Origin of the sequence: Brevibacterium sp. SMBL_HHYL_HB1, assembly GCF_018208375.1 — a bacterium.
GTDB lineage: Bacteria > Actinomycetota > Actinomycetes > Actinomycetales > Brevibacteriaceae > Brevibacterium > Brevibacterium intestinavium.
The window spans coordinates 2,862,559-2,885,100 of record NZ_CP062936.1 but is presented as its reverse complement, the minus strand read 5'-3'; the positions used below and the strand labels follow the sequence as shown (position 1 = coordinate 2,885,100).

Annotated in this window: 21 protein-coding genes; 12 read left to right on the top strand and 9 right to left on the bottom strand. The window is 67.0% G+C overall.

The window, feature by feature from the left end; all coding sequences use genetic code 11:
* Positions 1 to 250 precede the first annotated feature (250 nt).
* From IG171_RS13380 to purD, 7 genes are all read right to left on the bottom strand, one after another.
* Complete coding sequence (locus IG171_RS13380) at positions 251 to 1,672, bottom strand: FAD-dependent oxidoreductase (RefSeq protein ID WP_212127902.1); 1,422 nt, start codon at positions 1,670 to 1,672, stop codon at positions 251 to 253.
* Positions 1,673 to 1,762: 90 nt separating this feature from the next.
* On the bottom strand, positions 1,763 to 2,617 hold the full coding sequence (locus IG171_RS13375; protein WP_212127901.1) for an ABC transporter permease: 855 nt from the start codon (positions 2,615 to 2,617) through the stop codon (positions 1,763 to 1,765).
* Between the two features lies 1 nt (position 2,618).
* Complete coding sequence (locus IG171_RS13370; RefSeq protein ID WP_212127900.1) at positions 2,619 to 3,524, bottom strand: ABC transporter permease; 906 nt, start codon at positions 3,522 to 3,524, stop codon at positions 2,619 to 2,621.
* Positions 3,521 to 4,684, bottom strand: a complete 1,164-nt coding sequence (locus IG171_RS13365; protein ID WP_212127899.1) for a spermidine/putrescine ABC transporter substrate-binding protein — start codon at positions 4,682 to 4,684, stop codon at positions 3,521 to 3,523. The genes IG171_RS13370 and IG171_RS13365 overlap by 4 nt, the downstream gene beginning before the upstream one ends.
* Positions 4,677 to 5,816, bottom strand: a complete 1,140-nt coding sequence (locus IG171_RS13360; protein ID WP_212127898.1) for an ABC transporter ATP-binding protein — start codon at positions 5,814 to 5,816, stop codon at positions 4,677 to 4,679. The genes IG171_RS13365 and IG171_RS13360 overlap by 8 nt, the downstream gene beginning before the upstream one ends.
* A 9-nt stretch (positions 5,817 to 5,825) precedes the next feature.
* Positions 5,826 to 6,533, bottom strand: coding sequence for an amidohydrolase family protein (locus IG171_RS13355; RefSeq protein ID WP_212127897.1), 708 nt, complete (start codon positions 6,531 to 6,533; stop codon positions 5,826 to 5,828).
* 413 nt (positions 6,534 to 6,946) lie between these two features.
* Entirely contained in the window at positions 6,947 to 9,262 is a 2,316-nt protein-coding gene (gene purD, locus IG171_RS13350; RefSeq protein WP_212127896.1) for a phosphoribosylamine--glycine ligase, read from the bottom strand.
* Positions 9,263 to 9,295: 33 nt separating this feature from the next.
* Between purD and IG171_RS13345 the strand changes: the two genes are divergently transcribed.
* From IG171_RS13345 to IG171_RS13320, 6 genes are all read left to right on the top strand, one after another.
* On the top strand, positions 9,296 to 10,444 hold the full coding sequence (locus IG171_RS13345; RefSeq protein WP_212127895.1) for an asparaginase: 1,149 nt from the start codon (positions 9,296 to 9,298) through the stop codon (positions 10,442 to 10,444).
* On the top strand, positions 10,444 to 10,845 hold the full coding sequence (locus IG171_RS13340; protein WP_212127894.1) for a sterol carrier family protein: 402 nt from the start codon (positions 10,444 to 10,446) through the stop codon (positions 10,843 to 10,845). The genes IG171_RS13345 and IG171_RS13340 overlap by 1 nt, the downstream gene beginning before the upstream one ends.
* Positions 10,842 to 12,284 carry an aldehyde dehydrogenase family protein gene (locus IG171_RS13335; protein ID WP_212127893.1) on the top strand — a complete coding sequence of 481 codons (1,443 nt, stop codon included), beginning with the start codon at positions 10,842 to 10,844 and terminating at the stop codon, positions 12,282 to 12,284. The genes IG171_RS13340 and IG171_RS13335 overlap by 4 nt, the downstream gene beginning before the upstream one ends.
* Positions 12,285 to 12,303: 19 nt before the next feature.
* Positions 12,304 to 12,687 carry a hypothetical protein gene (locus IG171_RS13330; RefSeq protein ID WP_249203693.1) on the top strand — a complete coding sequence of 128 codons (384 nt, stop codon included), beginning with the start codon at positions 12,304 to 12,306 and terminating at the stop codon, positions 12,685 to 12,687.
* A gap of 180 nt (positions 12,688 to 12,867) precedes the next feature.
* The gene (locus tag IG171_RS13325) at positions 12,868 to 14,454 is read left to right on the top strand and encodes an IS1634 family transposase (protein WP_212127892.1); all 1,587 of its coding nucleotides are present in this window, start codon (positions 12,868 to 12,870) and stop codon (positions 14,452 to 14,454) included.
* Between the two features lie 4 nt (positions 14,455 to 14,458).
* Positions 14,459 to 15,112 carry a DMT family transporter gene (locus tag IG171_RS13320; RefSeq protein WP_249203692.1) on the top strand — a complete coding sequence of 218 codons (654 nt, stop codon included), beginning with the start codon at positions 14,459 to 14,461 and terminating at the stop codon, positions 15,110 to 15,112.
* 10 nt (positions 15,113 to 15,122) lie between these two features.
* On the opposite strand, the gene IG171_RS13315 is transcribed toward IG171_RS13320, so the two are convergent.
* Entirely contained in the window at positions 15,123 to 16,100 is a 978-nt protein-coding gene (locus tag IG171_RS13315) for a universal stress protein (protein ID WP_212127890.1), read from the bottom strand.
* Positions 16,101 to 16,274: 174 nt separating this feature from the next.
* Between IG171_RS13315 and IG171_RS13310 the strand changes: the two genes are divergently transcribed.
* From IG171_RS13310 to purM, 3 genes are all read left to right on the top strand, one after another.
* The gene (locus IG171_RS13310; RefSeq protein ID WP_249203691.1) at positions 16,275 to 16,769 is read left to right on the top strand and encodes a hypothetical protein; all 495 of its coding nucleotides are present in this window, start codon (positions 16,275 to 16,277) and stop codon (positions 16,767 to 16,769) included.
* Between the two features lie 81 nt (positions 16,770 to 16,850).
* Positions 16,851 to 18,332, top strand: coding sequence for an amidophosphoribosyltransferase (purF, locus tag IG171_RS13305; RefSeq protein WP_212127888.1), 1,482 nt, complete (start codon positions 16,851 to 16,853; stop codon positions 18,330 to 18,332).
* A 1-nt stretch (position 18,333) separates the two neighbouring features.
* Positions 18,334 to 19,461, top strand: coding sequence for a phosphoribosylformylglycinamidine cyclo-ligase (purM, locus tag IG171_RS13300; RefSeq protein WP_212127887.1), 1,128 nt, complete (start codon positions 18,334 to 18,336; stop codon positions 19,459 to 19,461).
* Positions 19,462 to 19,619: 158 nt separating this feature from the next.
* Here the strand turns inward: purM and IG171_RS13295 are convergent, their stop codons facing one another.
* Positions 19,620 to 19,844 (bottom strand): DUF3073 domain-containing protein, encoded by a 225-nt coding sequence (locus IG171_RS13295; protein ID WP_212127886.1) that lies wholly within the window; start codon positions 19,842 to 19,844, stop codon positions 19,620 to 19,622.
* A 128-nt stretch (positions 19,845 to 19,972) separates the two neighbouring features.
* Between IG171_RS13295 and IG171_RS13290 the strand changes: the two genes are divergently transcribed.
* The 3 genes from IG171_RS13290 to IG171_RS13280 all read left to right on the top strand — a co-directional run bounded on the left by IG171_RS13290 (position 19,973) and on the right by IG171_RS13280 (position 22,396).
* Positions 19,973 to 20,788, top strand: a complete 816-nt coding sequence (locus IG171_RS13290) for a hypothetical protein (RefSeq protein ID WP_212127885.1) — start codon at positions 19,973 to 19,975, stop codon at positions 20,786 to 20,788.
* Positions 20,789 to 20,927: 139 nt separating this feature from the next.
* A complete protein-coding gene (locus tag IG171_RS13285) occupies positions 20,928 to 21,467 on the top strand; it encodes a hypothetical protein (RefSeq protein WP_212127884.1) in 540 nt (179 codons plus the stop codon).
* On the top strand, positions 21,464 to 22,396 hold the full coding sequence (locus IG171_RS13280; RefSeq protein ID WP_249203690.1) for a hypothetical protein: 933 nt from the start codon (positions 21,464 to 21,466) through the stop codon (positions 22,394 to 22,396). The genes IG171_RS13285 and IG171_RS13280 overlap by 4 nt, the downstream gene beginning before the upstream one ends.
* The last annotated feature ends 146 nt before the right edge of the window (positions 22,397 to 22,542 follow it).

Here is a 22,542-nt window from a genome sequence, read left to right as displayed (position 1 = left end):
CCTTTGTGAAAGTGTTCGGGAGTTCCTCCCGCGCTCGTTCGAAGTCTATCAAGAGCGGGCGACTGTCCGGCTCACGGTCCGGACGCCGAAACGAGAGGCCGTTTGTGGTCACCGCACCGAGGCGAAACCTCGAATCTGGCGAAATCACCTCGGTGCAGTGACCACAAACGGCGCCGGCAGGGGAGCCGGGCCGGCAGGGATGTGCGGAGAATGGCGCCGGCCGGAGTGTGCGACGGGCCCCGACATGAGCTCAGGAGTCGAAGCCCATGCCCACGGCGTCGAGGACCTTGAGCAGCCGCCCACGTCGGCCCTGGTTCTCATCGGCCTTGATCAGGGCCTGCGTTGTGAGTCTGATGCCCAGCCAGGCGGCGGGCTCGGGCGGGAACGGCAAGGGCAGCTTCCGGACCATCTCGAGTTCGGTCAGTTCGGTGGACTCGCCGCTGAGCAGATCGAGCATGACGGTTCCGGCGAATCTGGAAGCGCCGACGCCGAGGCCGGTGAAACCGGCCGCCATAGCCACTTTCTTGCCGTAGGCGGTGGTGAAGAACGAGAAGAACCGAGAGCAGGTGTCGATCGGCCCGCCCCATTTGTGGGTGAAGCGCAGTCCGGACAGCTGTGGGAAGGTGTCGAAGAAGTGCTCGGCCAAGGTGGTGAAGGTCTCCGGCCGCTGGTCGTACTTCCACGACACCTGTCGCCCGTAGTGGTAGACGGCGTCCCAGCCGCCGAAGAGGATCCGGTTGTCGGCGGTCAGCCGGTAGTAGTGGAACCGGTTCGCGCAGTCGCCGATGCCCTGCCGGCCCTCCCAGCCGATCGATTCCATCTGCTCGGTCGTCAGCGGTTCGGTCATCAGCGCGTAGTCGTAGACGGGAACCGTGTGCAGGCTGACGCGTTTGAGCAGGGAGGGGAAGACGCTCGTGGCCAGGGCCACCCGATCGGCCGTGATCGTCGCCGAGGCGGCCGCATCGTTCGCCTCGGTCTCAGCTCCGTTCGTCTCGGTTGTGACCGCGACCGTGGTCTTCCGGTCGCTGACATTCGTGACCTTGGTCCCTTCGAAGACTTCGACGCCGAGTTCGCGGATGACGCGCAGCAGCTCCCAGCACAGTTTCGCGGGGTTGACCATCGCGACCTCGCGCGAGTCCCAGAGGGCCGCCTTGTAGGTCGGTGACTTCACCAGCTGGGCCAGTTCCTGTCGGCTGTAGAAGATGAATCCCGCCTCGGGGTCGTGGCCGGCTCTCAGGTCCGCCACCTGGTAGTCCTCGGTGGCCACATCGAGCTCACCGGTGCGTTCGAACTCACAGTCCATTCCGTACCGGGTCACAGCGGTCTCGATGGCGTCGAGGTTCTCCCGGCCCAGGGCCGCCAGGCGCTCGTTCTCCTCCGGCAGGTGCGTCTGGCCGTTGTCGTAGCCGTGGGTGAGGCTGGCGGCGCAGAATCCGCCGTTGCGCCCCGAGGCGGCCCAGCCGATGGAGTTCGCTTCGACGAGCACGACGTGCCTGTCGGGGGTGCGTTCCTTGGCCTGCAGCGCCGTCCACAGTCCCGTGAACCCGCCGCCGACGATGAGGAGTTCGGCGTCCAGGTCCTCGGTCAGCGGCGGCAGCGGTGAGGGGCGCTCATCGGTGTCGAGCCAGAAGGGAACGGTTGAAGCCTCGGCCAGTGCGGTCTGCACGTCCATGTCGTATCTCTTTCTGCCGCGCGGTCGGTCCGCACAGCGGTCATTGCTCGGCACGGCCCAGGACGGGACGTGCCGTTTTCGTCGGGAGCCTCACCCAGCCATCGTCTTGATGATCTCAGTCGAACTTCCCCCGGTTCTGCGCAGAGCCAGCGTGCAGACTCCGAGCGCGACGAGGGTGAGCAGGAACATCAGCGTCGAGACCGCGGCGATCTCCGGGCGCAGCGCCACCTTGACGGCGGCGAAGATGTAGACCGGCCAGGGGGTCGAGCCCGGCAGCTGCACGAAGCTCGAGAGGATCGTGTTGTCGAGGCTGAGGGTGAACGACATCAGAGCCCCGGCGAAGATGCCCGGTGCTGCGATGGGCAGAGTCACGTCCCGGAACGTGCGCCATGAGTTGGCACCGAGGTCTGCTGAGGCCTCCTCGAGCTGTCGGTTCATCCCGGCCAGTCGGGCGCGGACGATGAAGGTCACCACGGCCATGGAGAACATCGCGTGGGAGATGATGAGCCGGAACAGGCCGTCGTTGAACGGTGTCAGTCCCCAGTCCACGCCGAGGGTGACGAACCACGGCAGGAAGGCGATGCCGTCGACGATCTCCGGGGTGAAGAGAGTGGCGCCGAGGACGACGGTCAGTCCCACGGCCCACCAGAGACCGGTTCTGGCCCGGGCCAGGGCGACACCGCCGAGGGTGCCGAAGAACGTGGCGACGAGCGCTGAGCCGACCGCGGCCTGGAGGCTGGTGAAGACCGTGGCGACGATGACATCGTTCTTCAGACCGTTGATATAGGCCTTGAAGCCGAACTCGGAGAAGTTCGCCAGCACCGTGCCGTTGTTGAACGAGTAGACGACGATGACGGCGATCGGCAGGAAGAGATAGATGAAGACGAGGATTCCCCAGGCGCTCAGCAGCCTGTCCGTCAGCGGTTTGCGGATCGTATAGGCCATGTCATGCCCTCCCCTTCGAGATCGGAATGCTGTTGACCTGCGCAGCGATGAGCTGCCCGATCTTCAACAGTGCGAAGCCGATGCCGACGACCACGACCGTCGAGGCGATGAGCACGACCGCCATGGCCGAACCGACCGCCCAGTTCTGGGCGGCGTTGAATTGTTCGGCGATGAGCTGGCCGACCATCGATCCGCTGGCTCCGCCGAGAACCGTGGCGGTCACGTAATCGCCGTTGAGCGGAATGAACACGAGCAGACAGCCGGAGATCACGCCGGGCATCGCCATCGGCAGGGTCACCTTGAGGAAGGTCTTGACCTTGTTCGCGCCGAGATCGTAGCTGGCCTCCCGCAGCTTCGTGCCCGACCGGTCGATGGCGACGAAGAGCGGCAGGATCATCAGCGGCAGGTAGTTGTAGACGACGCCGATCTGGACTGCGGCGTGAGTGTAGAGGATGTCGAGGCGCTCATGCGTGATCCCCAGGGCCATGAGCCATTCGGAGACGAAGCCGTTGGGCGAGAGCATGATCTGCCAGCCGAGGGTGCGCACGAGGAAGTTCGTCCAGAACGGCACCATGACCAGGGCCAGAGCCAGTCCGCGTCTGGCCGGCGCGATCTTCACCGCGATCCAATAGGCGAAGGGAAGCGCGATGAGCAGGCAGAGGATCGTGCCGAGGATCGAGATGCGCAGCGTCGCGAAGAACGTGGACACGAACGCGGGGTTCATCGCCTCGGGGAACCGGTCGAAGCTGAGGCGATCGGTGGCCACCGGGGTGTAGATGTCCGGTTTGTAGCCGAAGCTGAAGAAGATCACCATCGCCACCGGGATGACGAAGAAGAAGACGACATAGGCCCAGGTCGGGAACGACAGTGCCGCCGGGCCGAAGATTCTGTTCCGTAGCGGGGTCATGCTGCTCCCGACCTCCTCTGCGCCGCCGTGAGGATATCGACGCGTGCCTGGGTGCCCTCATTGAACTCGCTGGCCACGAGCCGATCGAGGATCTTCTGGTCGGGGAAGATGAGGTCGAGTCCCTCGAAGCCCTCGTTCCTGGCCTTCTCCTCCGAACCGCGGACCCCGATCGGGTAGCCGATGTATTCGATCTGCGTCATCGCGTTCTCCTCGGCGATCATGAAGTTGATGAACGCGTGGGCGGCGTCCGGGTGCGGGGCCCCGGTCGCGATGGCCCAGCAGTCCATCCAGAGGTTCGCCGAAGGGGTGGGGAAGACGAACTCCCAGTCCTCGGGGTTGTCGACCTCGCCGAAGCCCTGACGGGCATCGCCGTTGTAGGACTGCATGAGATCGAAGCTTCCCTGGATCATCCCGGTCGACGCACTGCCGAAGTAGGCCCGGACATTGGGGGCCACCTCGTCGACGATGATCTTCCGCGCTTCCTCGAGCTCCCTCTCATCGGTCGAATTGAGGCCGTAGCCGCGAGCGGCCAAGCCGATCGCCGCGACCTCCCATGCGTCGGAGAGCAGAGACGTCCGTCCTGCGGCCTCGTCCTGGGCCGCATCGATGAAGTCCTGCCAGGACTCCATCGGTCGTGTGATGACATCCGTGCGATAGGCGTATCCGGTGGTGCCCCAGGCCTTGCAGATCGTGTACTCGTTCTTCGGGTCGAAGTCCTGGGCGATGAAATTCGGATCCATGTGCTCGAAGTTCGGGATCAGAGACATGTCCAGGGGCTGGAGCAGGTCATGGCTGGTGAAGCGCACAAGGTCCGAACCGGTGGGCACGACGACGTCGTAGCCGGATGTTCCCCGAGACGAGGAGAGCTTCGCGATGAGCTCCTCGTTCGACCCGTAGGAGTCGACCTGCAGCAGCACGTCGAAGTCATCGTTGAACGTCCCCAACAGGTCCGGGGAATCGTAGTCGCCCCAGCTGTAGAGGTTGAGCTTGGACTCGATCTCACCGTCCGGGGCCGGGGACTCGGCCATCTTCGTCGTCGCGCCGCAGGCGCTGAGCGCTCCGAGGCCGAGCACCCCGAAACCGGCCAGAGCCGATCGGCGGGAGATGGTCGGGACCTGCGACTTCGGCGCGAGCACGCTGATCGGGAAGCGCTCACTCATCGGCGAACACCGCCACTGCGTCTTCGTCCCACGACAGCGAGACGACCTCACCGTGGCCGAACAGGCGTGCCCCCGCGGCCGGGACGCGGGCGAGGATCTCGTTGTTCGTGCCGGAACGGACCATGTACTGGACGACATCGCCGAGGAAGGAGGAGGAGATGACGGTGCCCGGGGCTGTGTTCGGCGTCTGGCCCGCGGCGGAATCGGCTTCCAAGACCCGCATCCGCTCGGGTCGGATGGCCGCCCGCACCTGTCCGCCTGCGACGAGCGCCTCGGCGCCCCTGCCCGTGTTCGCGGTCGCAGGCATGGATTCGACGGCGTCGGTGCGCATCACCGAGTTCTTCGACTGCAGGGTGGCTCCGGCGGGGCCGACTTCGGAGACCGTGACGGGGATGAAGTTCTGCTTGCCGATGAAGCCGGCTACGAAGCGGTTGGCCGGCTGCTCGTAGATCGCTTCGCCGGAGCCGATCTGCTGGACGACGCCCTCGTACATGACGACGATGCGGTCGCTCATCGCCAGCGCTTCCTCCTGGTCGTGGGTGACGAAGATGAAGGTGGTGCCGAGGCTCGCATGCAGACGTTTGAGTTCGAGCTGCATCTCCTCGCGCAGCTTCCGGTCGAGCGCGGACATCGGTTCGTCGAGGAGGAGGGCCTGGGGACGGTTGACCAGGGCGCGGGCCAGGGCGATGCGCTGCTGCTGACCGCCGGAGAGCTGTTCGGGCTTGCGGCCGGCGAAGTCCTCCATCTGCACGAGTTCGAGGACTTCACGCACCCGTTTCGCGATCTCGGGCTTGGGCACCTTCGCCTGTTTGAGGCCATAGGCGATGTTGTCGGCGATATTCATGTGCGGGAAGAGCAGATAGGACTGGAACACCGTGTTCACCGGCCGTTTGTGGGGCGGCAGACCCACGAGGTCCTTGCCGTCCAGGTAGATGTGGCCGACCGTGGGATGCTCGAAACCGGCGATCATCCGCAGCAGGGTCGTCTTCCCGCATCCCGAGGGTCCGAGCAGTGAGAGGAATTCGCCCTCTCGCACCGACAGATCGATCTTCTCGATGGCGGTGTTCTCGCCGAAGCTCTTCTTCACGCTCTGGATGCTCAGGTGCTCCATCGGTGAGGGATCTGATGTCATGATGGCCTTTCAGCGGTGTTCGGGGTGGCAGTGGTCGACTGGGCGCCCTCGGCGATGTCGAAGACGATGCGGTCGTCGCAGACGGTCAGTTCGTTGGTCACGGTGCTGATCTCGGCCGCGACGTAGGCGTCGCAGGGGGGGGGACCGGTGGCCGGAGTAGTCGCCGATGATGGCGTCCATCCACGCCGTGACGCCGAGGCGGTGGAGGTAGGACTGGCCCGCGCGCAGTCCGGCGCGGCTCGCCGCTTCGTCGGCTGGCGGGACGTGGGCTCCGACGAGGTCGATGGCCGCCCGGTTGACCCACGCCGAGTGGTGATCGGCGCTGAGCAGGATGATCGGACGGTTCGCGGTGACTTCGTCGAGGATGCTCGCGGTCGGAGCACCGCCGGGGAAGTCGGCCATCGACCAGCCGCCGCCGGTGACCCAGCCCTCGGTGCTTCCCAGATACAGGCGCAGGGCGTCGAGGGCCTCGTCGAGCCCGTCGGCCCGGCTGAGGTCGCAGGCCAGGGATACCTGTCCGCCGAAAGTCGTGTGCACGTGGGCGTCGACGAAGCCGGGGGTGAGCAGGCGGCCGGTGGCGGTGATGGTGCGGGCCGCCGGCGTCTCGGCAGCGCCCGTGCCGATCTCGCTGATGAGTCCGTCCCGGATGCTCACTCGATTCTCGGGCCGGAGCGCGTGCCCGTCGAAGATGGTGACATCGAGGATATCGAGATCCACTGCTGCCTCCCGACTGCTCTGTCGAAGCTCGGGCGGGGCGCGGTAGCCGCGTTCCGCCTGGGGTCTTCCGCCGCGTCTGGCGGGGGTGCTTCCCGGTCTCAGGGACCGGTGAGATAGGACGACCCGAAGGTGTGTCCTGAATCACTGTTTAGCGCCTTAGCGGAAGATCGAAGGTGAATCCACCGATTCCGTTGCATTTTTCGACAGGTGTGGCTGAAAAGGGCAATAGCAGTTGTTGTCACCGCTGGATCGGTGTCTCACACTGCGGTATTCGCAGGGAGTGGTGGGGTGTGCGAGGGATCGCGGAGCGGTGTGGAAGGGGGGGCGGCGTCGCGCCGGACCCGGCAGGCTGTCGCGCAGGACGTCGGCAACGACGTGGGCCACTTCGCCGGAATGCGCTGCCGGCGAAGGGCTCAGCCGGGGAAGGTCTGCCCGGTGAGTCGTTCGAAGGCCTCGATGTAGCGGGCACGGGTCTTGTCGACGACTTCGGCCGGCAGGGCCGGCGGCGGGGTGTCAGAGGACTTGTCCCAGCCCGATTCGGTGGTCAGCCAGTCGCGGACGAACTGCTTGTCGAAGCTCGCCTGAGTCCGTCCGGGCGCATAGTCCTCAGCGTCCCAGAAGCGGGAGGAATCCGGGGTGAGCACCTCGTCGCCGAGGACGATCGTGCCATCGGTCAGCGTGCCGAACTCGAACTTCGTGTCGGCGAGGATGATGCCGCGTTCGCGGGCGATGGCCTCGGCCCGCTGGTAGATGTCAATGGTCAGTTCGCGCAGCTTCTCCGCGGTTTCGGTGCCGACGGTCTCGGCGATCTGAGCGAGGCTGACGTTCTCGTCGTGATCGCCGAGCTCGGCCTTCGTCGCAGGCGTGAAGATCGGCGGTTCGAGGCGATCGGCCTCATCGAGTCCGGCGGGCAGTCGGATGCCGCACACGGAGCCGGTGGCTTTGTAATCGGCCATACCGGAGCCGGTGAGGTAACCGCGAGCGACGCATTCGACGGGCAGCATGGCCAGGTTCTCAACGATCAGGCCGCGACCGCGCACGGCCTCGGGGACAGCGGAGCTGATGACATGGTTGCCGATGACCTCTGAGAGCTGGTCGAACCACCACAGACTCAGTCCCGTGAGCACCTTGCCCTTGTCCGGGATCTCGGAATCGAGCACCCAGTCATAGGCCGAGATCCGGTCGCTGGCGACCATGAGCAGGGACTCGGCGCTCGCGACATCCGCCGCGCTCTCGGGAATGTAGAGATCGCGGACCTTGCCCGAGTACACATGTCTCCAGCCCGGAAGTTCGGGAGCAGCGGCGGCCAGACCCACCGTCTCGGCGGCCAGACCCGCCGTCGCGCCGGGGGCCCCGCCCGCTGCGCCGGCAGCCGGCGTCTCGGGGGCGCCGTAGATCTCGGCGAGCTCGATGCGTCCGGCCGCGGCCGCCTCGGCGATATCGGTGCGGTGGTGCTCGCCGTCCCACTTGATCTCGTCGACGGCCGCATAGGCCCTCTGCCGGGCCTCGTCGAGGTCGGCGCCGAGCGAGACGACGGAGAGCACTCTGCCGCCGGAGGTGACGATGTCGCCGGTCTCGGCGATGTCCTTCGTGATCACGGCGTCCTCGGGAGCGAACCCGCCGCTGGAGCCGGTGGCCAGCTTCGTGCCCGCGTGCAGCACGCTGATATCGGTCAGGCCCTCGGCGGTGTCGAGGCCGCGGATGATGTCACCGGTGGTCGGAGTGCCGGGATAGTTCTCGGCGGCCATGACCACGGTGACCGAGGCGCGCGGATCCCAGTCGAGGTCGCCGACCTCGTTCAGGCGGCCCTCGGCGGCGGCCAGCAGCGTCTGGCCCAGGGGGCTCTTCAGCCGGGCGAGCACGGACTGCGTCTCGGGGTCGCCGAAGCGGACGTTGAACTCGACGACGCGCGGCCCCTTCGACGTCAGCGCCAGACCGCAGTAGAGGAGCCCGGTGAACGGGGTGCCGCGGCGGGCCATCTCGTCGACGACGGGCTGGGCGACGGTGTCGACGATTGTCTTGACCGTGCCCGCCGGCAGCCACGGCAGCGGAGAATAGGCGCCCATGCCGCCGGTGTTCGGACCGGTGTCGCCTTCGCCGATGCGCTTGAAGTCCTGGGCCGGGGCCAGGGGCAGAGTGTGCTCGCCGTCGCAGAGGACGAAGAGGGAGACCTCTGGCCCATCGAGGTAGTCCTCGATGACGACCCGATCGGAGACGTCGAGACAGGAGCTCGCATGCTCGTACGCCGCATCGAAGTCGTCGGTCACGACCACGCCCTTGCCGGCGGCCAGGCCATCGGCCTTGACGACGTGCGGAGCGCCGAATTCGCGCAGTGCGGCGGCGGCCTCGTCGGGGGAGTAGGAGACCTGAGCCCGTGCGGTGGGTACGTTCGCCGTCTCCATGACCTCCTTGGCGAAGGCCTTCGAGCCTTCGAGCACGGCCGCTTCCGAACTGGGTCCGAAGACGGGGAACGAGGCCTCGCGCAGAGCATCGGCGACCCCGGCGACCAGGGGCGCCTCGGGGCCGATGACGACGAGGTCGACGTCGAGCGATTCGGCCAGCGCGGTCACGGCCGCCGCGTCCGAGGCATCGACGGCCTCGGTGTGGGCGACCTGAGCGATCCCGGGGTTGCCGGGCGCGGCGATGACGGCGTCGACCTGCGGGTCGCGCGAAAGAGCGAGGACGAGGGCGTGTTCACGGGAGCCCGAACCGATGACAAGAACCTTCACGGCACCAGCCTAAAGGGTCGTAGGCTTGAGTGCGTGACCAGTTCGACTTTCACCCCCGCACAAGCCGCCGAGCTCGCCGTCGTCATCCGCAGCGGATTCACCGAATCCCGCCATATCGGATCCGCCGTGGTCCTCGACCCACAGGGGACGCCGCTGATTCGCCTCGGCGCCCCCGAGGTGCCCGTGTTCACCCGATCGAGTCTCAAACCGCTGCAGGCGATCGCGGCGATGAGCCTCGGCGCGAAGCTGTCCGGACCGGCGGCGGCCCTGGCCACGGCCTCACACAAGTCCGAGGCCGGGCACGTCGAGGTCGTTGCGGCCATGCTCGACGCCGCCGGCCTCAGCGTCGCCGACCTGCAGTGTCCGTCCGTCCACCCCGCCGACGGCGCCTTCCGCCGCCGACTGCAGGAGGAGGCCCGGGCATCGCGAGAGGCGGAGACCGATCCGCGGTCGGCGCTGCACTTCAACTGCTCGGGCAAGCACACCGCCTTCCTCACCGCCGCCCGGGCCATCGGCGCCGAGACCTCCACCTACCTGTCCGCCGATCATCCCGTGCAGATCAGAGTCGCCGAGGTGGTCGAGGCCTTCGCCTCGGAGACCCCGGCCGCCGTCGGCGTCGACGGCTGCGGAGCCCCGGTGTTCGCGCTCAGCCTCAACGGTCTGGCCCGAGCCATCGGCCGCGTGGTCAGCGCAGGCAGTTCGGCCGAGGTCGGCCCGCCCGGAGACGGGGCCGGCGCACCCGCAGGCGCCTGGACCGACTACACGGAGCAGGCCAGGACCCTCATGGACGCGGTGTTCGCCGACCCGTGGGCCGTCGAAGGCCATGGTCGGCCGAACACGACGGTGATCGAGCGTCTCGGCGTCTTCGCCAAGGGCGGGGCCGAGGGCGTCATCGTCATGGCGACGAAGTCCGGCTATTCGGTGGCGGTCAAATGCCTCGACGGATCCTCGCGGGCCACCGGACTCGTCGCACTCACCCTGCTGCAGCGGGCCGGGGCCTTCGACGAGGGCGCGAACCCCGCCTCGGCGCCGGAGGTCACCGATGACGACGTGGCCGCGGTCATCGCCGCGATCACGGACCCGGTCACCGGGGGCACGGATTCCGAAGGACGGACGAGCGTTGTCGGGCGGCTCGCGCTCGGGGAGGATATTGCCAGTATCGGTAAGAGGGAGAGGCACTGATGGCGATTCGCAGAAGGATCGATCCCGACCAGGGACGCAGCGCACTGGAGATGTGGGCGGCGCAGTCGAAGCTCGACGCGGGCCCGGCCGACCGTTCGACTGTGGCCACCGCCGTGCGATTCACGCTCGAGGAGCTCGCGGCTCGCGCCGAAGGCAACAGCGTCGAGGTCCGTGTTCCCCCGTTCGGGGTCACGCAGTGCATCGCCGGGCCCCGCCACACCCGCGGCACCCCGCCGAACGTCGTCGAGACCTCCGCCGAGGTGTGGTTGGGCCTGGTCACCGGGAGCACGGACTTCGCCACCGCGCTCGAGGCGGGCAGCATCGAGGCCTCGGGCACCCGGGCCGACCTCAGCGAGCACCTCCCCCTCTTCAGCCCCGCGGAATCAGAGGAACGGCGATGAGCGCGCAGATCACCCAGACGACGTCCTTCATCGGCGGGCGGCATGTGCCCTCCCTCATCACCTATCCGAACGTCGACCCGGCCACCGGCGGCCACCTCGGCGACGTCTCCCGGGGAGGAGCCGACGAGGTCGACCGCGCCGTGCGGGCGGCGACGAAGGCGCAGCGGGAATGGAGGCGGTCGAGCCCGCAGCAGCGTTCGACCCTGCTCGTGGCCGCCGCGGCCGTGATCGCGGCCAACCGCGACGAACTCGCCCGCCTCGAATCCGAGGACACCGGCAAACCGCTGACCCAGGCCTACGCCGATGTCGATGTCTGCGCCCGCTACTTCGAGTTCTACGGCCACACGATCGAGTCCTACTACGGGCAGACGATCCCGATGGCCGAGGACATGCACGTCTACACCCGGCGCGAACCCTATGGGGTGACCGGGCACATCGTGGCCTGGAACTATCCGCTCCAGCTCATCGGCCGTGCCGCCGCCACGTCCCTGGCCACGGGCAACTGCGCCGTGGCCAAACCCGCCGATGAGACCCCGCGATCGACCGTGCGATTGGCCGAACTCATCCACTCCGTCGGGTTCCCGGCGGGAGCGTTCAACGTCGTCACCGGGCTCGGTGCCGAGGCGGGTGCGGCCCTGAGCGCACATCCGGGCGTGGCCCACCTCGGCTTCGTCGGCTCGACCCGGACCGGTTCGGCCATCGCCCACGCCGCGGCCGAGAGGGTCGTGCCCACGGTGCTCGAACTCGGCGGGAAGTCAGCGAACATCGTCTTCGCCGATGCCGATGTCGACGCGGCCATCCCCTCCCTCCTGCGATCGGTCATCCAGAACGCCGGACAGACGTGCTCGGCCGGGTCCCGACTGCTCGTCCACCGCGACGTCCACGCCGAGGTCGTCGACAAGCTGGCCGCGGCCATGTCCGAGGTGACCATCGGCTACGGCCTCGACGACCCGATGCTCGGGCCTCTGATCTCGGCCGAACAGCACGAGAGGGTCTCCGGCTTCCTGTCCGAGGTCGAGACCGGGCAGATCGTCACCGGCGACCGGCGACCCGTTGGGTTGGCCGACGACCTCGCCGCCGGGGCGTTCATCACGCCCACCCTCGTCGACAGTGTGGACCCGCAGTCGCGGATCGCCCAGGAGGAGGTCTTCGGCCCCGTCGTCGTGACCATGCCCTTCGCCGATGAGGCCGAGGCCGTGGCCCTGGCCAACGGCACCGACTACGGGCTCGTCACCGCGCTGTGGACGCAGAGCCTCTCCCGCGCCCACCGGCTGGCCGCCGAGGTCGAGGCCGGGCAGATCTTCGTCAACACCTATGGGGCCGGCGGGGGAGTGGAGCTTCCCTTCGGCGGGTTCAAGAAGTCCGGCTACGGGCGGGAGAAGTCCATCGAAGCCCTCGACGAGTACACGCAGACGAAGACCGTCGCCATCAAGCTGTGAGCAGACAGCGGGGGCCGCGATGACGTTCTCGGTGCTCGGCCTCGTCCTCATCGCCTCGGTGGCTCATGCGCTGTGGAACCTGGCCGCGAAGTCGGTGACCGGCAAGGGCTACGCCTTCGTGCTGGCCTACCACGGGCTCTCGGCCATCCTCCTGATCCCGGTCGCGATCGTCATCATCGCCTCCGGTGCGCAGCCGCTGAACTGGGCGCTGGTCGCCGCGGCCGCGCTCAGCGCCGTCTTCCACATCGCCTATTCGGTGTCCCTGCAGTCCGGCTACGACCACGCGCCCTTGGGAGTGGTCTACCCGACCGCGCGGGGGACCGGTCCGGTCATCACGATCATCATCGCCGTGGCCTTCCTCGGCGAACGTCCCACCCTCCTGACTTCCACAACTAGGCGCTGATTTCGCGATTCCGTTCGTGTTTGTGCTGGTCACAAGGCCGGGAATTCTGTTGGTGGGACACTAATTGGCTCCTGACTTCCACAACTAGGCGCTGATTTCGCGATTCCGTTCGTGTTTGTGCTGGTCACAAGGCCGGGAATTCTGTTGGTGGGACACTAATTGGCTGTCTACGATGGGGCTATGTCGCCTCGTCTGCGGAAAGTCACCACCGGGTCCGGGGCCACAGCCGTGCAGATCGTGCGCAAACACCGTGGGAAAGTCACCGTCCTTGAACACCTCGGATCCGCTCATACAGAAGCAGAACTAGCGGCTCTGCTCGCTGCCGGCGAAGAAGGGCTCGCCGACTACGGGGCGGCCGAACAACTCGAACTTGAGCTGGGCCTACCTACCGATGCTGCCGTGCCACCGCGGGCCCGAACTGTGGTGGGATCACGGTCTTCCGTCCTCATCGATGCCATCGCCGAGTCGTGGAAGAGACTCGGTTTCGACGAGGTGGTCAACGACAACGCCTTCTTTCACCTCGTGCTGGCACGGCTGGTTGAGCCGACATCGAAAGCCGACAGTCTCCGTGTCCTTGCCGAGCTCGGTATCGAGCCACCGCACCACAACACGTTCCTCAACTGTCTGGTTCGGGCCAACGAACGCGACTACCGGGACAAGATCGCCGAGAAATGCTTCGCCCACAGCATCGCCACCACCGGCATCAGTCTGCTGCTGTATGACGTCACGACACTGTATTTCGAGGCTGAGAAGGAAGATTCTCTGCGTCAGGTCGGGTACTCCAAAGAACGCCGCGTGGACCCGCAGATCGTTGTTGGACTCCTCGTCGATCGGACCGGATTCCCGTTAGAGATCGGCTGCTTCGAAGGATCGAAAGCAGAGACCCACACGCTCATTCCCGTGATCAAAGCCTTCCAAGAACGCCACCAGGTGACAGACATGGTCGTCGCCGCCGACGCCGGAATGCTGTCGGCAAAGAACCTCAAAGAACTCGATGACGCTGGGCTGCGGTTCATCGTCGGGTCGAGGCAGACGAAAGCTCCACACGATCTGGCGACGCATTTTCGGTGGAATGGTGAGTACGCCGAGGACGGGCAGATCATCGACACGATCACCCCGAAAGGAACCAAGCGGCTTGATCCTGAGCGGGTGAAGAAGAGACGCGAACCCGTCTGGTCAGCGAAAGAGCATCCTCATGCGTGGCGAGTGGTGTGGCAGTACCGGCGCAAACGGGCGATGCGTGATGAGCAGACGCTGAACCTGCAGCGCAACCGGGCATTGGCGATCATCGACGGTGACAAGCCGGCGAAGAAGGCTCGGTTCGTCAAGGTCACTGATGAGGAGAAAGCCTTCGATGAGAAGGCTTATGAGCGGGCGATGAAGCTGACAGGGTTCAAAGGCTACGTGACGAACATTCCCGTCGGGACCATGCCTGCGGCCGAGGTCATCGGCAGCTATCACGACCTGTGGCATGTCGAGCAGTCTTTCCGGATGTCGAAGACCGACCTACGAGCCAGGCCGATCTTCCACCGCACCAGAGATGCGATCGAGGCGCACTTGACAGTCGTGTTCACCGCGTTGGCCATATCGAGGTTCATGCAGGACACGACTGGGGCGTCGCTGAAGAAGATCATCACATCGTTGCGGCCGCTGCGGGAGTTCACCGGCCGCGTGGGTGGGCAGGACATCACCTTCGACCCAGAGGTCACCGGGGAAGCGAGAAAAATCGCGGGTGAGCTACTGCCGGACCGTTTTGCGGGGCACTAAAGTTGTGGAACTCAGGTACGACCACGCGCCCTTGGGAGTGGTCTACCCGACCGCGCGGGGGACCGGTCCGGTCATCACGATCATCATCGCCGTGGCCTTCCTCGGCGAACGTCCCACCCTCGCCGAGGTGACCGGCGCCTTCATCGTCATCGCCGGAATCGCTGTCGTCACGATCCGTCCGAGGCCCGGCGGGGATGTGCCCGCCAGCGGTGCCCGGCTGCGCCGCGGGCTCGCCTGGGGCGGGCTGATCGGGGCTTTCATCGCCGGCTACACCCTGTGGGACGACTTCGCGGTCAACCGCATCAGCGAGTCGCCGCTGCTCTACTTCGCCGTCTCCGAGGCCTGCGTGGGCCTGCTCATGGCCGCCGGCATCATCGGACTGCCCGGCGGTGCCGCACGGAGGGCGGACTTCCGCGAGATCCTCCGCGGGCACAAGAGGGCGCTGGTGACCGTGGCGATCCTGTCCCCGCTGGCCTATGTGCTCGTCCTGTTCGCGATGCAGCAGGCCCCGGTGGCGCTCGTGGCTCCCGTGCGCGAGACCTCGATCATCATCGGCACCCTTCTGGCCTGGTGGTTCTTCGGGGAGAAGAACATCGGGATCAAACTCGCCGGTGCCCTCGTCGTCGTCACCGGAATCGGGCTCATCGCCCTGGGGTGACGGCGATTCCTCAGCGGCGCCGGCCGGGCTGCCGTCTGGTCACGCGCACCACCCGGACCGGGCACACGGCGTGGGAGAGCACGCCCTGCGAGGTCGAGCCGAGGATGGTGGAGGCGAAGCCGCCGCGACCGCGAGAGCCGATGACCATGAGATCGGCGGTGTAGGTGGCGGACACGAGCACCTCGGTGGCGGGGGCGTCGAAGAGCGAGAAGCGCACATCGAGGACGGGGAAGTCGCCGCGCAGAGCCTCGATGGCGGCTTCGACGGACTTCTCCGCCTCGTCGTACATCCGCACCAGGTGCTCTTGGGTGGGCATCCACTCGGGCGAGAGGACATGTGTGGCGGTGACACCGACCAGATGCAGCGGGGCGCCGTAGATCGCGGCCTGAGCGGCCGCCGCCCGCAGGACCGGGGTGTCCGTTTCGAAGGGGGAGACGGCGGCGACGACCTCACCGGAGAAGTCGAGCCGCCGCTTTCCGGACGCCTCGGGGGTGCGCGGAGAGTTCGAGCGCACGGGCAGTTCGATCGGCAGCGGGGTCTGCGGCATCTCCCGGCTCGGCCACGTGCTCGGGATGACGACGGTGGGACAGTGCGAATGCGCGGGCATGGCCAGGGCCACGGAGCCGAGCAGCCGGCCAGCGAAACCACCGCGACCGCGGGCGCCGACGACGGCGAGATCGGCATTCTTCGAATGCTCGACCATCACCCCCGAGGCGTCTCCCGGGGTGATCGTCGTCGACACGGGGACGCCGGCCTCGGTGACCGTGGCGGCGGCCGCCTCGGCGATGCCTTCGACGGTCTTCTTCACGGCGACGTCGAAGTCCGCGGGATAGACGACGTCGGCCGGGCCCATGTTGACTCCGGGGACGGTGTAGGCGGCGACGATGCGGATCTGGGAGTCGGTCCTCTTCGCGTGCGCGATCGCCCACTGCAGGGCGCAGTGGGCGTTGTCGGAGCCGTCGATGCCGACGATGATCGTATGGGACATGTCAGAACCTCTGTCTGGTGAACCGGTCAGCTGGATGTGTCCAGTTTATGGGAGCCGGTGTGAGACTGCCTGGGAGGCGGCTCAGACTGACTCGACTAGAATGTTCGCGACCTGTTCTGCCGGGGGCCTCCCCGGTGTCCCCCGGCCGTGAGCGGCCCCGTGTCCAAGGAGATCATGAAGGACCAGATCGACGTCGCCGTCCGTCGCAGCCCCAAGTATTCGGTGTTCATGGGCATCGGCGCGGTGCTCGGCGTCTTCGTCGCGGGCATCCTCGCGATGTTCGTCGACCCTGCGGACATGCCGATGGGGTACACGGTGGCGAAGGGGGTCGGGCTGATGCTGCTCGTCCTCGGCGCCGGCGGGCTGTTCCTCGGCGGGCTGCTCGCGCTCATCCTCGACTGGACGGGACGGAAGCGGGCCAAGGAGTTCCGTGTCGACGCGCAGATCGACATGGTCGATGATCCCAAGGAGGTCGCTCGACGCCGCTTGGCCGAGGCCCGCGGCGAGGACCCGGACGCCGGCGAGACCGCAGCCGGCGATGAGTCCGCGGCGGCCGCCGGCGCAGACTCCGGCCCCGCAGGAGGTGCCGAGACCGCCGGTGAGAACATCGATGACGCCGCCGAGGACGGGGGAGCCGAGCGCGGTCCGGCCCCGGACTCCACGGTCTGATCTCACCGGCGTCTGTGAGCCTCGTTCCACAGTCTGACCACGGGGCCTGCGCGGCCGTGCGGGTATGAGACAATTTCACTCGTGGCAAGAGGAGATGGGCAGCTGACGCACGAAATCGACCCCCAGGACCGCGGACCGCAGGACGAATGCGGTGTGTTCGGAGTCTGGGCCCCCGGCGAGGAAACCGCCAAACTCACCTACTTCGGGCTCTACGCCCTGCAGCACCGGGGACAGGAGTCCGCCGGCATCGCCGCCAGCAACGGCAAGCAGATCCTCATCTACCGAGACATGGGCCTGGTCTCCCAAGTGTTCCACGAACGCGATCTCGAGCTCCTGCAAGGGCACATCGCCGTCGGGCACACCCGCTATTCGACGACGGGCTCGCCGTCCTTCGAGAACGCTCAGCCCACACTGGGGCCGACTCCGTTCGGCACCGTGGCGCTGGCCCACAACGGCAATCTCACGAACTTCGACGCCCTCGAGGCCATGGCCGATGGCAGGCGCGACCATGCGACGAAGGTGGTCGAGCAGGCCACGAAGAAGACCGCGCGCACCCGCCCCTTCCGGGACTCCTCGAACGACACTTCCCTGGTCACCGAGCTCTTCGCGACCGAACAGGGCGAAGACCTCACCGAGGCGGCGCTGAACCTGCTGCCGCATGTCGAGGGGGCGTTCTCGTTCGTGTACATGGACGAGCACACCCTCTACGCCGCCCGTGACCGGCACGGGGTCAGGCCCCTGTCGCTGGGGCGGCTGGAGAACGGCTGGGTGGTCGCCTCGGAGACCGCGGCACTCGACATCGTCGGCGCGAAGTTCGTCCGCGACGTCGAACCCGGCGAACTCATCGCCATCGACGAGGACGGGCTGCGCTCCCACCGCTTCGCCGAACCCGAACATGCTCGCTGCGTGTTCGAATACGTCTACCTCGCCCGACCCGACAGCCTGCTCGCCGGTAAGAACGTCCACGCCGCCCGGACGCAGATGGGCAGGCAGCTGGCCGAGGAGTACCCGGTCGACGCCGATCTGGTCATCGCCACCCCGGAATCGGGCACCCCGGCCGCCGTCGGCTATGCCGAGGCCTCGGGCATCCCCTTCGGGCAGGGGCTGATGAAGAACGCCTATGTCGGGAGGACCTTCATCCAGCCCTCACAGACCCTGCGCCAGCTGGGCATCCGCCTCAAGCTCAACCCGCTGCGGGAGAACATCGAGGGCAAGCGCCTCGTCGTCGTCGACGACTCGATCGTGCGCGGCAACACCCAGCGGGCGCTGGTGCGGATGCTGCGGGAGGCCGGGGCAGAGGAGATCCACGTGCGCATCTCCTCTCCGCCGGTCAAATGGCCCTGCTTCTACGGCATCGACTTCGCCACTCGTGCCGAACTCATCGCCAACGGACTGACCACGAACGAGATCTGCGACAACCTCGGCGCGGATTCCCTGGGCTACATCTCCCTGGACGGCATGATCGCCGCCACCGAGCAGGAGCCCAGCCAGCTGTGCACCGCCTGCTTCTCGGGCAACTACCCGATCCCCGTCAACAACACCCCCGCCGACAAAGGATGCTGAGTTGAGTTCTGACCCCGCTGCGTCGTCCGCCGCCTCGTCGACAGAGACGAACGCGTCCTCCACCTACGCCGCAGCCGGCGTCGATGTCGAGGCCGGAGACCGTGCCGTCGAACTGATGAAGGCCGCCGTCTCGGCGACCCACACCGCCGGCGTGGTCGGCGGGATGGGCGGATTCGCCGGACTCTTCGACGTCTCCATGCTCAAGGACTACGAGCGTCCGCTGCTGGCCTCCTCCACCGACGGGGTGGGCACGAAGGTCGCCATCGCCCAGGCGATGGACAAGCACGACACCATCGGCTTCGACCTCGTCGGGATGGTCGTCGACGACATCATCGTGTGCGGAGCCAGGCCGCTGTTCATGACCGACTACATCGCCTGCGGCAAGGTCGTGGCCGAACGCATCTCCGATATCGTCCGCGGCATCGCCGATGCCTGCGCCAGCGCCGGTGTCGCCCTGGTCGGCGGGGAGACCGCCGAGCACCCGGGACTGCTCGGCGTCGACGAATACGATGTCGCCGGTGCCGCCACCGGTGTCGTCGACGCCGCCGACCTGCTCGGACCCGAGAAGGTGCGCGCCGGCGACGTCCTCATCGGCCTGCCGTCCTCGGGCATCCACTCCAACGGCTACTCCCTGGTCCGGCACATCATCGCCGAGGCGGGGTGGGACCTGGACCGGCAGGTCGCCGAGTTCGGTCGCACCCTCGGTGAGGAGCTGCTCGTGCCCACCCATGTCTACACCGGCGAACTCGCCGCGCTCTTCGACGCTCTGCCGACGGCCGTGCACTCGGTCTCCCACGTCACCGGTGGGGGACTGTCGGCCAATGTGGCCCGCGTGCTCCCGCAGGGACTGGTGGCGAAGATGTCGCGTGCCTCCTGGGAGGTGCCGGCGGTGTTCTCGGTCCTCGGCGATCTGGGCGGCGTGCCGCAGGCCGACCGCGAACGCACCTGGAACCTCGGCGTCGGCATGGTCCTCGTCGTCGACCCGGCGATGGCCGATGGCGTCATCGAAGCCAGTCCCGGCGCCTGGGTGCTCGGTGAAGTCGTCTCCGACGACGGGGCGCTGGCTGACGATCCCTTCTACGTCCAGGGCGCCAAGGGCGTCGACGGCGGCGCAGCGATCCTGCAGTAGCCGCGGAGTCTCGTGCCCCGGCCGAGCAGGCTGCTCCGGCGGTGCGTGATGCCCGGCAGGCGAACCAGCAGACGACTGAGGGCGGGAACCGCAGTTCCCGCCCTCAGTGTCGTCGTTACAGCCCTGGCCGGCTGGCGCCGTATGCGCTCGCTCGGTGCTCAGTCCTCGTCGTGCTCGTCTTCGTACTCGTCGTCATCGTCGACGTTGTACTTATCGGCGTAAGCGGAGTAATCGGGATCATCGTCATACGGATCGGACGAATCGGACTTGCGAGAGTCCGATCCCAGCTCCTGCTGGAGTTGATCGAGGTCGGTGTCCGGGCTGTAGTACTTCAGCTTCCGAGCTACCTTGATCTGCTTTGCCTTTGCGCGGCCGCGACCCACTGGCGTGACCCCCTCCGTCGTCATGTGGGGCGAATCGCCCCGGACTAGATCTCTGCTATGCGCTTAAATCCTACCTGTTCGTACTGGGAAGTTCCATTTTGCGCGCACACCTTGGATAGGCTGAACCCATGGCCTACCGTCGCGATTATGTTGTCACCCTACGGATCTTCGAACCTCTTGTGGTGCATTCCGAATTGCAAGACAGGCAGGTGGAGGACAACCGGACGCGGGTCGAGGAGCAGATCTCCCAGGACGCCGACAAGCGCTTGATCTCCCTGCCTCCGAGCCCCGTGGCCGATTCCTTCCGCGCGACTCCGATCTTCCTCCCGGCGTCTCAGACGGCGGACGGGGTCGACCGCTTCTGCCCGGCTCAGGAGGACATCCGCGGGTGGGAGGCGCTCGAGTCGCTGACCGAGCACACCTCGAAGGCGACCCTGGACATCATCGCTCCGAAGTCCGCGCGCAGGCGGGCAGCCAGCCGCCGCGCGGAGTGGCTGCAGGATGCGAAGGACACACGGATCTTCACCCGCGTCTCGGCCTGGGACGTGCCTCCGTCCTGGTGGCTGTTCTTCTCCCTGTCCGAGGACCAGATCATCACCGATGAGACCGAGGCAGGTCTGCGGGTGCTCATCCGCACGGACATCCTGGCCGCCTCGGCGCGCATGGAATGGGCCGCGGAGACGATCTCGGACACCTCGAAGGTCGTCGACATGGTCGAGCAGACCTCGGACCTGGTCGAATGGATCGACAGCTTCGACATGAACTCGATCCTCGAACTCGACCTCGGCGGGATGTCCGATGTGCTGTGGCCGACCGAGGCTCCCGAACTCGTCGACTCCTGGGTCACCGCGTTGAGCAACGACGACACCGAATCCGCCCGCGCGGCCTTCCAGAAGTACGCCGCCGGCTGGGAACAGCTCAACCTCTACGCCCGCGGTTCCTGACCCTCTCTGCCGCACGATGCCGGCTCGGGCATTCCCGGGCGTCCGGATCGCCGACGGGCTGTCGCTCACCAGGGCAGCGGTGGGGCGCTACGATGGTCTGCGTACGTCCGACCCCTCGAGAGAATGACCCCGACTGCGTATGGAAGACAAGAAGCGTCGACTCCTGGCGCGGCAGGACCCGGCCTCCGCCCCGCCCGCTTCCGCGCCGGATCGGCAGAAGGCTCCGACGCGGGTCAGACCGCTGTCGAGGCTCTCGGTCGGGTGGCGGATCGGAGCCACCGCCATCGCCCTGGTCATCCTCACCTGCGGGCAGCTGCTCAACACCAACGATTTCTTCCCGCTCGGGTCGCTCACCCAGTACGCCACGGCCAAGGACCTCAACGGCACCGTGAACTCGACGTGCATCGCCGCCCAGTTCCCCGGTGAGGACGAGCCGCGCCGACTCGGATTCAATACGGCCACGGTCGGCATCGAACGCGGCGACGTCGAGTCCCAGCTCGACCGCGTCACCGCCCATCCCGAACTGCTGCAGTCGCTGGCCGACTCCTATGTGCGGCTGCACCCGGACGAACCGGAGCCGGAGGAGATGATCCTGTGCCGGACCACCACACAGCTGAAGAACGGTCTGAGCGTCGGCGAACCCGAACTCACCGAACTCGCGACCTGGGAGGTGCGGTGAACGATCCGACGATGCCCGCGGACCGCGAACACGCGGATGCGAACGCTTCCTCGGGTACCCAGACCCTGACCACCGCCGAGGCGGGGGCGAGGAACGGATTCCTGCGCTGGTTCATGCCCGAGTTGCCCTTGGCCCGAGTGGCCGTGTTCCGGGTCTTCATCTATATCTTCATCATCATCGATGTGCTCACCATCTCCGGTGACGTCATCGCCCACGGCTGGACACCGGAGTTCTACCAGCCGTTGTGGCTGGCACGGGCCCTCCACATCCCGGCGGTCAGCGTGCTCGGCGCGCAGATCCTGCTGGCGGTGATCATCGTCTCTTCGCTGCTGGCCGCGGCCGGGGTCATCCAGCGCCTCAGCGGCTGGGCGGCGGCGCTGTCCTTCGGAGCCTGGATGTTCTACACCCAGGGCTATGGGTATGTCGCCCACGATCACATGGCGCTGGTCATCGCCGCCTTCGACCTGCCGACGATCGGAGCGGCCCGGTTCAGGGACGTCGCGACCACCTCGGCGCGGGCGGGGTGGGCTCTGCGCGTCGTCCAGATCGCGGTCGTGCTCACCTACTTCTACTCGGTGCTGATGAAGTGGATCGCCTCGGGCAACATCGCCCATTGGGGCAACGGTGCCGTGATCATCTGGGCACTCATGCGCCGCGGTGCCGAATGGTCGAAACCGTTCCTCGAGATGCCGGGGCTGCTCATCGCCGCCCAATGGGCGACGCTGGTCTTCGAATTCCTCTCGCCGATCGCGCTGTTCCTCAAGGGCAAGTGGCTCTACGGGGTCGTGGCCTTCTTCTGCCTCTTCCACCTCATGACCTACCTGGCGCTGGGCATCCACTTCCTGCCGACGGTCATCTGCTGGGCGGCGTTCCTGCCTCTGGAGAGGCTGGTCCCCGGTCGCTTCGCAGCGCCTGAAGCACGCGGGTGACCGCCATGCGCGGCGGCGTCCGGCCGCATCACTGCCACGACCCAGCGGGTGGTCGCGACTCCGGTCGGCGGTGACGTGCTCGACCGAACTGAGGATCGTGTCGAAGGGGGCCGGGCTGCCGGCGACCGGCCTCCCCGCGGACGGTC